Source organism: Stenotrophomonas genospecies 5, assembly GCF_054473825.1.
Genome location: NZ_JBTMUW010000001.1, coordinates 2,653,506 through 2,666,275, shown reverse-complemented (window position 1 = coordinate 2,666,275; position 12,770 = coordinate 2,653,506). Strand labels below are relative to the sequence as shown.

General features: G+C 67.1%; 9 protein-coding genes. 6 read left to right on the top strand and 3 right to left on the bottom strand.

Annotated elements, in window-relative coordinates; translation table 11 throughout:
• Nucleotides 1-4: 4 nt before the first annotated feature.
• Complete coding sequence (locus ACX9OW_RS12205; protein WP_065175153.1) at nucleotides 5-379, top strand: VanZ family protein; 375 nt, start codon at nucleotides 5-7, stop codon at nucleotides 377-379.
• Nucleotides 380-435: 56 nt separating this feature from the next.
• Here the strand turns inward: ACX9OW_RS12205 and ACX9OW_RS12200 are convergent, their stop codons facing one another.
• The 3 genes from ACX9OW_RS12200 to ACX9OW_RS12190 all read right to left on the bottom strand — a co-directional run bounded on the left by ACX9OW_RS12200 (nucleotide 436) and on the right by ACX9OW_RS12190 (nucleotide 6,726).
• Complete coding sequence (locus ACX9OW_RS12200; protein WP_459062326.1) at nucleotides 436-2,793, bottom strand: family 20 glycosylhydrolase; 2,358 nt, start codon at nucleotides 2,791-2,793, stop codon at nucleotides 436-438.
• A 111-nt stretch (nucleotides 2,794-2,904) separates the two neighbouring features.
• A complete protein-coding gene (locus tag ACX9OW_RS12195) occupies nucleotides 2,905-5,565 on the bottom strand; it encodes a TonB-dependent receptor (protein ID WP_053519286.1) in 2,661 nt (886 codons plus the stop codon).
• Nucleotides 5,566-5,709: 144 nt separating this feature from the next.
• A complete protein-coding gene (locus ACX9OW_RS12190) occupies nucleotides 5,710-6,726 on the bottom strand; it encodes a glucokinase family protein (RefSeq protein ID WP_053519284.1) in 1,017 nt (338 codons plus the stop codon).
• Between the two features lie 375 nt (nucleotides 6,727-7,101).
• Between ACX9OW_RS12190 and ACX9OW_RS12185 the strand changes: the two genes are divergently transcribed.
• Genes ACX9OW_RS12185 through ACX9OW_RS12165 form a run of 5 tightly spaced genes read left to right on the top strand, consistent with a single transcriptional unit; the run spans nucleotide 7,102 to nucleotide 12,746 of the window.
• Nucleotides 7,102-8,388: a sugar MFS transporter gene (locus tag ACX9OW_RS12185; protein WP_459062325.1), complete on the top strand. Its 1,287-nt coding sequence runs from the start codon at nucleotides 7,102-7,104 to the stop codon at nucleotides 8,386-8,388.
• Nucleotides 8,389-8,427: 39 nt separating this feature from the next.
• On the top strand, nucleotides 8,428-9,495 hold the full coding sequence (locus tag ACX9OW_RS12180) for a LacI family DNA-binding transcriptional regulator (protein WP_049466708.1): 1,068 nt from the start codon (nucleotides 8,428-8,430) through the stop codon (nucleotides 9,493-9,495).
• Between the two features lie 7 nt (nucleotides 9,496-9,502).
• Nucleotides 9,503-10,531: an SIS domain-containing protein gene (locus ACX9OW_RS12175; protein WP_053519280.1), complete on the top strand. Its 1,029-nt coding sequence runs from the start codon at nucleotides 9,503-9,505 to the stop codon at nucleotides 10,529-10,531.
• A complete protein-coding gene (gene nagA, locus ACX9OW_RS12170) occupies nucleotides 10,531-11,679 on the top strand; it encodes an N-acetylglucosamine-6-phosphate deacetylase (RefSeq protein WP_111186185.1) in 1,149 nt (382 codons plus the stop codon). Before ACX9OW_RS12175 ends, nagA begins: the two co-directional genes overlap by 1 nt.
• Entirely contained in the window at nucleotides 11,679-12,746 is a 1,068-nt protein-coding gene (locus ACX9OW_RS12165) for an acyltransferase family protein (RefSeq protein ID WP_459062324.1), read from the top strand. The genes nagA and ACX9OW_RS12165 overlap by 1 nt, the downstream gene beginning before the upstream one ends.
• Nucleotides 12,747-12,770: the final 24 nt, after the last annotated feature.

The window sequence follows — 12,770 nt, the reverse complement described above, 5'->3', positions numbered from 1 at the left end:
GCGCATGATCAAGCCGCTGCGGCGGCCGCGTCTATGGACTGCGCTGTGGGTGCTGGCCGTGCTGTTTGTGATCGTGGTCTGCCTGATTCCCCCGCCACCGATTCCCGTGCCGGAGAACGGCGACAAGGTCGAGCATTTCCTGGCGTACTTCATTCTGTCCGGCAGTGCCGTGCAGCTGTTCCGGCAAGGACGTCCGCTGCTGTGGGTCGGGCTGGGCCTGGTGCTGATGGGAATCGGGATCGAGTTCGCACAGGGGGCGCTGACACGCGACCGCATGGCCGACCCGATGGACGCCCTCGCCAACACGGTTGGCGTTCTTGCCGGATTGGGCCTCGCGCTGACCCCGCTGCGCGACCTCCTGCTGCGCTGGCGGGGCTGACACGCCTTCCCTGGTTGAAGTGGAACCGGGCATGGCCCGGCTCCACAGCCTTCCGGTTACTTCTGCAGCGTCACTTCGTCCAGCACCCACATCGCCGGGCGGGTATCACCGGTGAAGTTGATGCACAGATCGTCGGTGCCGTGCGTGCCCTTCGGCAGCGTCGCACGCAGGCTCACGAAGCCATCGGCATCGGGCGTGGCCGGCAGCGGGACTTCGGCCAGCACCTTGCCCGTGCAGCTGCCCCGGCGGATCAGCATCTCGCCGTGCGCGCGCCTGGCCTTCTCGAAGCGACGGTTCGGCTCGTCATGCGCCAGCTGGAAGTAGTAGGGGATGCGACCGGCGCGCACCTCCACGCTGCCGATGCCGTCCAGCTGCGCCTGTGGCCAGCGCCAGCAGGGCTGGAAGATGTCCACGTTGAAGACCGCGCGTGCGCCCTCGCGCGGGCCATCGTCTTCCAGGCGCAGCACCAGGCCCTTGTTGCCAACGCAGCTGAGCAGTTCGTCGCTGCGGCGGGCGAGCAGCGATTGCGGAGTGAACGCGGCTACGGTGGGCTCTGCGGCCAGCATCCGGCCCTGGTAGAACGCTGCGGCCTGTACCGTGGCGGGCACCTTCGCGGTCAGCGGCTGCTGGTACAGCGGCGACTGCGCGGTCACCGGCTGGCCATCGGTGCTGTAGCGCACCTCGTAGCCCAGTGGGTTGGCCAGCGACACCGTCACCGTGCCTGCGGCGCGATCATCCTGGTACTCCACGCCCACTTCGAACGGCGTCTGTGCATAGGCGAGTCCCCATGCGCGGTAGCGCTGCAGCTGTGACGGCAGGCGTGCCAGGAAGTCGCGGAGGTCACGCTTCCCGGGCGGGCTCCAGCCGGTCTCGGCCACCGCCGCCAGGCGTGGGAACAGGTTGTGCTGCAGCCGCGCATAGCTGCGGGTGTGCTCGGTGAACATGTTCGCCTGCAGGCCGAGGATGTGTCCGCGCTTGTCGGCGGGCAGTTCGTCCGGCACCGGCTCGAAGTTGTAGAGCTTGCCGAGGTTGACCTGCGTGGGGCGGCCCGGCGGTTCATTGGGCGAGGCGGTCTGCAGGTAGTCCAGGTACAGGTAGCCGACCGGCGACATGATCACGTCATGGCCGGCGCTGGCAGCGGCCAGGCCGCCTTCGGTACCGCGCCAGGACATCACCGTAGCCTGGGGGGGCAGCCCGCCCTCGAGAATTTCGTCCCAGCCGATCAGGCGCCGGTCGTGTTCCTCCAGGAATGTCTCCAGGCGCTTGATGATGTGGCTCTGCATGGCCATCTCATCCTTGATGCCCAGCTCGCGCATGCGCTGCTGAACCTGCGCGGACGCCTCCCACTGGTCCTTTACGGCCTCGTCGCCACCCACGTGCACGTACTTCGCCGGGAACAGTGCGATCACCTCCTCCAGCACGTTCTCCAGGAAGGTCACGGTGCTGTCTTCCACGTTGAAGAGGTTGGGGAACACGCCCCATTCGCTGATCGGCTTCAGCGGCGTGCTGATCGAGCCCAGCTCCGGATAGGCGGCGATCGCGGCCGTGGCATGGCCCGGCACGTCGATTTCCGGAATCACCTGGATATGCAGCTTGGCTGCATAGGAAATCACTTCACGGATCTGCTCCTGCGTGTAGAAACCGCAGTACGGGTATTCCTGCTTGGTCACCGGATCGATGCCGCCATCGCCTGCGGGCAGGCGGCAGCTGCCGACCTCGGTCAGCTTCGGGTAGCGCTTGATCTCCATGCGCCAGCCCTGGTCATCGGTCAGGTGCCAATGGAAGGTGTTGAGCTTGTGCGCGGACATCGCATCAAGCACGCGCTTGATCTCGTCCAGGCTCTGGAAATGCCGCGCCGAGTCGAGCATGAAACCCCGCCAGGGGAAACGCGGCGCATCCTGGATCTGCACGGCCGGCAGCGCGCCCTGGCTGCCGCCGGTGGCCAGCTGGGCCAGCGTGGTGGCGCCGTAGAACAGGCCGGTCTCGTTGCCGGCCTGCACCAGCACGCCCTGCGCGGTGCTCTCCAGCGTGTAGCTCTCGCCGCTGTCGCGGAAGGTGGGAACGATCTGGAAGCGGATGCCGCCGGCCTTGGCCGCAGCCTTGCCGGTAGCCAGCACCAGGCGCGGGCCACCGCTGCGCGCCAGCAGGTCGGCGAACTGGGTGGCGACCCGCTGTGCGGCCTCGCCGTCTGCGTACAGCGCGGTCGTGGCGGACACAGTGATGCCACTGCCCTGGCCGGGCTGCACGCTGGCGGGGGCGGGAATCAGCATCAGGCTGTTGGCGCGCAGCTGCGGGCCAGGAGCTTCAGCGGCGGGCACCGGATCGGCGGCGAAGGCCGGCAGGGCCGGCAGCAGGGCAAACAGGCTGCCCAGCAGCAGTGCGCCGTGCATCCTGGCGCGGAAGGGCTTGACCATCGGAACGACTCCTTGGAACGGTGCGATGAACGCTATACATGAAAAACGCCGGGCCCGGAATGACCCAGGCCCGGCGTGCGTGCACGACTCGGCGATGACGCGGCCGATGGATCAGTACTTGAAGCGGAAGTTGAGGTAGTACTGGCGGCCGTTGCTGTAGAACGACGTCGGAATGGCCGCGGTCTGGTAGTACTTGTAGGTCGGGTTGTTGAGGTTCAGCGCATCCAGGCTGATGCTCAGCCAGTCGGTGGCCTTGTAGCTCAGCGAGGCCGACAGCGTGCCGAAATCATCCTGGTAGTACGGGTTGGTGCCCGACAGGCTGATCAGGAACGACGAGCGGTGCGTGTAGCTGACGCGTGCCCCGAAACGCTCGTTCTCGAAGTAGGCCCCCACGTTGTAGGTGTTCTTCGAGGTACCCAGCAGGTTGTGCGAACCGTCGGACCAAGTGTGGGCCGTGGTGCCGTTGGCGTAGGTGTAGTTGGCGTTGATGCCGAAGTACTCGCCGATCGGCTGCTCATAGGCCACTTCCACGCCGGTGACCTTGCCGTCGGCATTGATCGGGGTGGAGATCTGGTAGGTCTCGAGCTGGTTGGTCAGTTCGCTGTACAGCTGGCGCGAGACCACGTCGAAGGCGATGTAGTCCTTCATGTCCATGTGGTACGCACCGACCGACAGCAGGCCGCGCGGCATGAAGTACCACTCCAGGTTGGCGTCGAAGTTCGTGGACAGGGTCGGCTTCAGGTTCGGGTTGCCACCGCCGCCGGTCTTGTTCAGGTCCGAACCCCACGACGAAGCGCCCAGGGCCGAGTAATCCGGCAGGGTCTGGGTCTGCGACGCGGCCACGCGCAGCACCAGCCTGTCGTCCAGGTCGAACTTGATGTTGGCGCTGGGCAGGACGCGGTTGCGCTTGTTCTGGAAGGCGGTGCGCTCCCACATGCCGAACAGGCTGCTCACATCGGCATCGGCGGCATTGCTGACCGCGTTGTAGGTGTCGATGTCCTGCTTGATGTTGACGTAGCGCAGGCCGACGTTGCCGCTCCACCAGTCGCCGCTGAAGTTGGCCTGCACGTAGCCGGCGAAGTTCTTCTCCTTCACCTTCCACTCGGCACCGTAGTTGTGGCGGCCGGTGGGGCCATCGTTGCCGGCCAGCCAGGTGGAGTTGTTGATGATCGCGTTCTTCAGTGCATCCGGCGTGTAGTACCAGATGTTGCGCGGGAAGGTGCCGCCGACATCACCGGCGAAGCCGCTGGGATAGTTGGCGGTGGCGCTGCCCTGCAGTGCGGACCAGATGTCACCCGGGGTCGCACCTTCCGGCGAGAGCGCTTCGCGTTCGTGGTCGGCGAAACGCACGCCGAAGTCCACGGAGTTCAGCACGCCGGTGCCGAAATACTGGCTGAAGTCCAGCGTGGCCCAGTCTTCCTTGTCTTCGGCGCGGACCAGCTGGTTGCCCCACGTGCCGAAACTGGTGACGCCGCTGGGGCTGATGTCGCCGCCGATGTTCCAGTCCACCGGCGAACCGGCGCCGTGCGTTGCCCAGCTGGCACCGCCGCCCTGGCCAAGCGTGACTTCAGCAATGAACTGGCGCGGGGTTTCACCGGTGCCCTTGGTGGTACCGGCCTGGAACTTCATGTCCAGGGTGTCGTTGATCTGCCAGTCGGCGTCGAACGTGACGTAGTTGGTCTTGGCCGTGGCTTCACGGTAGATCATGTCGTAGACACCGTAGTTGGTGCCCGGGACGCCCGCGTAGGTGGCATTGCTCAGCACGCCGTCGGTCACGGTGTAGCCCGGGTTCGGCGCCTGCGACTTGGCGAAGTTGCCGCCCCACAGCATGAAATTGCGGTTGTAGTTGTTGGCTTCCAGCTTGGAGGAGAAGCCGCTCAGCGACAGGTTCAGCGTATCGGTCGGCTTGAACTGGATGGTCACCAGCCCGCCCTTGCGTTCGCGGGTCTGTTCGAACAGGGTCGAACCCAGCAGGCCGGGGACGGCCACGCCGATCAGGTCCGGATTGGTGAGGGCCACCGGATCATCGGCGCCGATCCGGGTGAAACCGCCCGGGATTTCCTGCGCCTCGCGGCGGAGCTCGCGCTTCTGGTAGAAGGCCTGCAGCATCACGCCGAAGTTGTTGGCGTCATTCTTGTAGTTGAACAGCGCCGAGTACTGCGGGTCGGTCGACTTGGCCTGGTCCGAACGGACCGCACCTACCGAGGCTTCCGCACTGAAGGGCTTGGCGAACTCCAGCGGCTTGCGCGTGATGATGTTGACGGTACCGGTGGTGCCGCCATCCTGCAGCTTGGCCTGCGAGGACTTGTTCACTTCCACCGAGCTCACCAGCTCGGAGGGCAGCAGCGAGTAGCTGACGCTGCGGCCGACGTTGTTGCCCTGGCTGAGCACGAACCAGTCGGCCGAGCCGACGGTGTGGCCGTTGATCAGGGTCTGGGTCAGGCTCGGGCTGGTGCCACGCAGGCTGACGCGGTCGGCTTCATCGAAGCCGCCTTCGTCGGCGCTGGACGAACTGATGTTGACGCCGGGCAGGCGCTGCAGGGTGTCGGCCACATTGTGCGCCGGCAGCTTGCCGACGTCTTCGGCGGTCACCACTTCCACGCGCGCGTTGGCTTCGCGCTTGGTATCCAGCGACTTCTCCATCGAGCCACGGATGCCGGTGACGGTCACGGTGTCCAGGTCGGTTGCGGTCGGCGCAGCCTGCTGGGCATGTGCGCTGAAAGCGAGGCAGCTGACGATGGCGGCCGAAAGCAGGGTCTTGCGGGTGTTCATGATGTCTCTCCTCATCACTCGATTGGGTGCCGGCGGCGGTGTTCGGTTGCGGTTGCGTTGACGTGCGCGGGGGCGGCGGCGATGTCCCGTGCATTGGCGTGCCACGTACTGCGTGCTGCGATTGCGTTGAAGCCTGTTGCGGTGTCAGGCGGCCGACTGCTGCAGGTACCAGCTGGCAGCACCGACCACGCCCAGCTGGCCGTGCTCGACCACTTTCACCGGGATGCGTGCCAGTGCTTCGCCCATCGGCCCCTTCTGCAGGTAGCGCTCGACGAAGGTGCTGGTGCGCAGGTACTCGCGGATCTGCGGCAGGATGCCGCCGGCCAGATAGACGCCCCCATGGGCGCCGTAGAACAGGGCCATGTCGCCGATGGTGCTGCCGAGCAGGCCGCAGAACACATCCAGCGCCTTGCGTGCGTGCGCATCAGTGCCGGCCATCGCCGCGGCGGTGACCGCGTCCGGACTGGCCAGGGTGGGCTGCTGTCCCTGCAGGGCGCACACCGCGCGGTACAGGTTCATCAGGCCGGGGCCGGAGATTGCGTGCTCGATCGACACGTGAGCGCGCTCGCGCTGCATGTGGCGGACGATGGCCATTTCCAGTTCGGTGCTGGCGGCCAGCGTCGGTTGCCCGGCTTCGGTAGCCAGCACGACCGGGCCATGGGCGGTCGGGATCCACAGTGCCGCACCCAGGCCCGTACCCGGACCGACCACCAGGGTCGGTCCGCGCGGGGCGCTTTCCGGCCCACACAGGTGCAGGACGCCGCTGGCGTCGACCTGTGCCGCGGCATAGGCCACCGCTTCGAAGTCGTTGACGATGTGGACCTGCTGTACGCCGACGTCGGCCTCGATCTGCCGCGCGGACAGCGGCCAGGGCACGTTGGCAGTGATGACCGTCCCGTCTTCGCGCGCATAACCGGCCGTGGCCACCACGCAATGCGCCGGGCGCGGGCCGTCGCCCAGGAAGTCGGACAGGATCGCACTCAGGCCGGCGTGGTCGGCATTGCGATACTTGCGGTATTCCAGCACCTGCACCGGATGGGCGGCATCGCCGCTGGCCTGGACCCGGGCGACACGCACATGGGTGCCGCCGACGTCGGCGGCCAGGAACGAGGGCGCGACGCGGGACAGGACATGGGCCGGGGCGGGATGGCTGGCGGTCACGCGGGCTCCTGCTGAAGAGGGGGCCGGATCCGAGGGTGAGGCCGGCTGTTGGGCGGAGTCTGTAACCCCGCTGACAACGATGTCAACGAGTTCGTGACACTTTCGTTGCTGCGGCGCAACGAATGGGGTGTGCGGTAAACGTTTCCATGGCGTGAACAGCGCCTTCACGCCGTAGCCCTTGCTGCACGGGGCTCAACGGCTCCAGCGCATTCAGCACGCGACCGTGCGCGGCGGTTGCGCGATGCAGCATGGCCTGCGCTGCCCCGCGCAGGGAAGTTGACAAACCGCCGTTGTCCATCGAAAGAATGTGACAACGTTGTTCCCAGCCACTCTCCGACGCCGCGTTCTGCGACCGTCGCCGCAGGAGCCCTCCTGATGTCCGCCGTCCCCGCTGCAAGCGCGCGCCCGAACGTGGCCACCTCCATCGCCATCGTCGGCGTCCTGTTCTTCCTGATCGGTTTCTTCACCTGGCTCAACGGCCCGCTGATCACCTTCGTCAAGCTGGCCTTCGAGCTCAGCGAGGTCGGCGCCTTCCTGGTGCTGATGGTGTTCTACCTGTCCTATTTCTTCCTGGCCCTGCCGTCGTCGTGGATCCTGCGGCGCACCGGCATGAAGAAGGGCCTCAGCCTGAGCCTGCTGGTGATGGCCGGCGGCGCGGCACTCTTCGGTGAATTCGCGACGCAGCGCTGGTACCCCGGCGCGCTGGGCGGGCTGTTCGTGATCGGCAGCGGCCTGGCCCTGCTGCAGACGGCGATCAATCCCTACATCTCCATCCTCGGCCCGATCGAGACCGCAGCGCGTCGCATCGCGCTGATGGGCATCTGCAACAAGATCGCCGGCATGCTGGCGCCGGTGCTGATCGGCACCCTGGTGCTGCATGGCATCGGTGACCTGGACAAGCAGGTACAGGCGGCCGACGCGGTCACCAAGGTGGCCCTGCTCAATGAGTTCGCCGCCAAGATCCATGCGCCGTACCTGGCGATGGCCGGCCTGCTGGTGCTGCTGGCCGTCGCCGTATTGTTCTCGCCGCTGCCGGAGATCAAGTCCTCCGAGGCCAACGCCACCCCGATGGCCGCCGGCGCAGCCGAGCGCAGCAGCATCTTCCAGTTCCCGCACCTGTGGCTGGGCGTGCTCTGCCTGTTCGTGTATGTCGGCGTGGAAGTGATGGCCGGTGATGCCATCGGTACCTATGGCCACGGCTTCGACCTGCCGCTGGACCAGACCAAGATGTTCACCTCGTTGACCCTGGCGGCGATGCTGGCTGGCTACGTGGTGGGCCTGCTGCTGATTCCCCGGGTGGTTTCGCAGTCGCGCTACCTGACCGTTTCGGCGGTACTGGGCGTGGTGTTCTGCCTCGGTGCTTGGGTCACCCACGGCTACGTTTCGGTGGCCTTCGTGGCCCTGCTGGGCTTTGCCAACGCAATGATGTGGCCGGCCATCTTCCCGCTGGCGATCCGTGGCCTGGGCCGTTTCACCGAGACCGGCTCGGCGCTGCTGGTGATGGGTATCGCCGGTGGCGCGATCATTCCGCAGTTGTTCGCCGTGCTCAAGCAGCACATCGATTTCCAGCTGGTGTTCGTGCTGCTGATGGTGCCGTGCTACCTGTACATCCTGTTCTACTCGGTCATCGGCCACCGCGCCGGCCTGCCGCAGGAGCGCTGATAGGCGATGATGGACGGCAGCCAACCCCAGGGAAAACCCATGCGCAGAGCGACCATCAAGGACGTCGCGGAGAAGGCCAAGGTCTCTCTGAAGACCGTCTCGCGGGTGATCAACAACGAGCCCTCCGTGATGCAGGCCACCCGTGCGCGGGTGCTGCGGGCGATCGCCGAGCTCGACTACGAGCCCGATCCGTCCGCGCGCAACCTGCGCAGCGGGACCACTTTCGTGATCGGGCTGGTCTACGACAACCCCAACCCGTACCACATCATCGGCGTGCAGAACGGCGTGCTGGCCGCGTGCCGGGAGACCGGCTTCGGCCTGCAGATCCACCCCTGCGACTCGAGCTCGCCCCTGTTGGCCGATGAACTGGCCGACTGGGTACAGCGCTCGCGCCTGGCCGGCCTGGTGCTGACCGCACCGATGTCCGAGCGCCGAGATCTGGTGCAGGCGCTGACCGCACGCGGCATCAAGCTGGTGCGCATCATCGCGGCGACCGAGGACCCGGCGGACGGAGCCTGCGTGTTCGTCGACGACCGCGAAGCGGCCTACGAGATCACCGAGCATCTGATCCAGCTGGGCCATCAGCGCATCGGCTTCCTGTGGGGTGGCAGCTCGCACCGCTCTTCCGGCGAACGCTATGCCGGCTACGAAGCGGCGCTGAAGGACTACGGCATGACCGTGGACAAGCATCTTGTGGTGCAGGGCGACTACACCTTCGACGACGGTTTCCGGGGCGCGCGCCGCCTGCTGGCGCTGCGCGAACCGCCCACCGCCATCTTCGGTTCCAACGATGAAATCGCTGCGGGCGTGCTGGCCGCTGCCAAATCGGCGGGGATGAACGTGCCCTACGACCTGTCCATTGCCGGCTTCGAGGACAGCCCGTTCTCGCGCCAGTCCTGGCCGCCGTTGACCACCGCCAAGCAGGCCACCGAGGACATCGCACGCCACGCCGCGCGCCTGCTGATCGCGCAGCTGCGCAGCGATGCCTATGACGACGCGCCTGCACCGCTGCACAACCAGGGCTTCGTGCCGCAGCTGGTAGTGCGCGGGTCGACTGCGCCGATGCGTCCCGCCGGCGCCCGCCCACTCCCTTCCGATCCTGCCTGAGCCCGCCATGTCGCTGTCCGACCCCACCTCCACCCTGATGTTCGCCGAAGCCGCTGAAGCGGCCGACGTCGTCGCCCGCCAGTTCTCGCGCAACCACGCCACGATGGAGACGCTGGCTGCCAGCCTGCGCGCCGCGCCACCCCCGTTCGTGGTCACCTGCGCGCGCGGCAGCTCCGATCATGCCGCCACCTACGGCAAGTACCTGCTGGAAACCCAGCTGGGCCTGGTGGTCGCCTCCGCCTCGCCGTCGGTGGGCTCGGTGTATGCCGCGCCGCTGCAGCTGCGCGGTGCACTGTTCATCGTCATCTCGCAGTCGGGCAAGAGTCCGGATCTGCTGCGCAATGCCGAAGCGGCCAAGGCCGCCGGTGCGCGCGTGGTCGCACTGGTCAATGTCGAGGATTCGCCGTTGGCGCAGCTGGCCGACACGGTGATTCCGCTGCATGCGGGCCCGGAGAAGAGTGTGGCCGCGACCAAGAGCTACCTGGCGTCGCTTGCGGCACTGCTGCAGCTGGCCACGTACTGGAAGCAGGACAGTGGCCTGCGCGCTGCGCTGGAGCTGCTGCCTGATGCGTTGCGCGAGGCATGGCAGTGCGATTGGACGGCGCTGGCCGATGGCCTGGTGGACGCCACCAACCTGTTCGTGCTCGGGCGTGGGCTTGGGCTTGGCGCGGCGCAGGAAGCGGCGCTGAAGTTCAAGGAAACCTGCAGTCTGCATGCCGAGGCCTACAGCTCGGCCGAGGTCAAGCATGGCCCGATGGCGCTGGTCGGCCGCGGTTTCCCGGTGCTGGCTTTCGCCCAGCCCGATGAGACCGGCGCGGGCACACGTGCCGTGGTGGAGGAGTTCTCAGCGCGTGGTGCGCAGGTATGGATGGCCGGCGCCGCAGGCAACCTGCCGGTGGCTGCCGCGCCGCATCCGTTGTGCGCTCCGCTGCTCACCGTGCAGAGTTTCTACCGTGCGATCAATGCGCTGGCGCTGCGCCGCGGGTTCAACCCGGACCTGCCGCCGCATCTGAACAAGGTCACGGAGACCGTGTGATGGCAACCGTGCTGCGCAATGCCCGCATCCTGGTCGGGGATGATTTCCGCGATGACCTGGCAGTGCTCATCGAGGACGGGAAGATCAGCGCGCTGCTCCCCGATGCCGCGCCGCAGGTGGGCCAGGCGGCCGAGCAGGTCGATCTCGGCGGCGGCTGGCTGCTGCCGGGTTTCATCGACGTGCAGGTCAATGGCGGTGGCGGCGCGCTTTTCAACAACACGCCGGACGTGGCGGCCCTGCGCACCATCGCGCAGGCGCACCGCCGTTTCGGCACCACCGCGATGCTGCCGACGCTGATCAGTGATGACGTGGCGGTGATGCGCGAGGCGATCGCCGCCTTGCGCGAAGCCATCGCTCAAGGCGTACCCGGTGTCATCGGCATCCATCTGGAAGGGCCGTACATCGCCCCGGCACGGAAGGGGACCCACGACGCCAGCAAGTTCCGCGTGCCCGATGCGGAGGAGATCGCGCTAGCCGCCTCGCTGGACAATGGCGTGACCCTGCTCACCCTTGCGCCGGAACGGGTACCGCTGGAGTCGATCCGCGCGCTGGTGGAGCGCGGGGTGATCGTCGCGGCTGGACATACCGCGGGAACGTACGAAGAGATCCGCGCCGGCCTGGATGCCGGTGTGCGCGGCTTCACCCATCTGTACAACGCGATGTCGCCGCTGCAGGGCCGGGAGCCGGGTGCGGTGGGTGCCGCGCTGGAAGATCGCGACAGCTGGATCGGCATCATCGTCGACGGCGTGCACGTGCATCCGGCCAGCCTGCGGGTAGCGCTGGCGGCCAAGCCACGCGGTCGCCTGCTGCTGGTGACCGATGCGATGCCGCCGGTCGGCGCCGATGATCCCAGCTATGTGCTGTATGGCGAGACCATCACTGCCGTCGATGGGGTGGTGCGCAACGCAGCTGGCGCGCTGGCCGGCTCGGCACTGGACATGGCCACGGCCGTGCGCAACACCGTGCAGATGCTCGGCCAGCCGCTTGCCGAAGCGGCGCGCATGGCCTCGACCTATCCGGCGCAGTTCCTCAATGTGGACGACCGGCTGGGCCACATCGCCGAGGGTTACCAGGCCGACCTGGTGCTGCTGGACGATGCCCTGCAGGTGCGGGGCACCTGGATTGCCGGACAGTACGAGGCCGCCTGATGAGTGCTGCGCCGTCAGCGCGCCTGGGCTCGATCGACGCCCTGCGCGGCATCACCGTGGCGGCGATGCTGCTGGTCAACAACCCGGGCGACTGGAGTGCGGTGTTCGCACCGCTGCGTCATTCGGACTGGCATGGCTGCACGCCCACCGATCTGGTGTTCCCGTTCTTCCTGTTCCTGGTGGGCGTGTCGATGGCCTTCAGCGTGGCACCGCGCGCGCTCGATGCTTCGAAGCGACCCACACTGGCGCGTGGCGTGCTGGAGCGCGCGTTGCGCATCCTGCTAGCCGGCGCGTTGTTGCATCTGCTGATCTGGTGGGCGCTGGATACGCATCACTTCCGCATCTGGGGCGTGCTGCAACGCATCGCGGTGTGTGCGGCGCTGGTTGGCCTGCTGGCGGTGTATGCGCGGCTGCACGTGCAGGTCGGGGTGCTTGTCGGGCTGCTGGTGGGCTATACCGTGCTGCTGCTCGGCCTCGGTGATCTGTCGCCATGGACCAACCCGGCCAGCCGTCTGGATACCTCGCTGTTCGCCCCGTGGATCTACCAGTGGCACGCCGATACCGGGCTTGGGCATGACCCGGAAGGGCTGCTGAGCACGCTGGGCGCGCTGGCCAGCACCACCCTGGGCCTGCTGGCCGGCGCACTGCTGCGCAGAGGTCGCGCTGTGGCGCTGGCAGGATTGGGCGCCGCAACGGCAGTGCTGGGCCTGCTGCTTGCCATTGTGCTGCCGTTGAACAAGCAGCTGTGGACGCCCAGCTACGTGCTGTGGACCGGAGGTCTTGCGGCGCTGGCCCTGTGGCTGGCGCATGTGCTGATCGACCAGAAGGGCTGGCCCGCGTGGGGCCGTCGTTTTGGGGTCAACGCGATCACCGCGTACCTGGGGGCCTCGGTGATGTCGGTGGCATTGTTGGCAACCGGCGCCTGGGGCTGGGTCTGGCAGCAGCTGGCGGCGGCGATGCCGGGTGCGCTGGAGCTGGCGTCGATGCTGCAGGCCCTGGCCTTCGTCACCCTGTGGTGGGGCGTCGCGTGGTGGCTGGACCGGCGCAGGATCTATCTCAAGATCTGACAGCGCCGGGGTATGGACGCACCT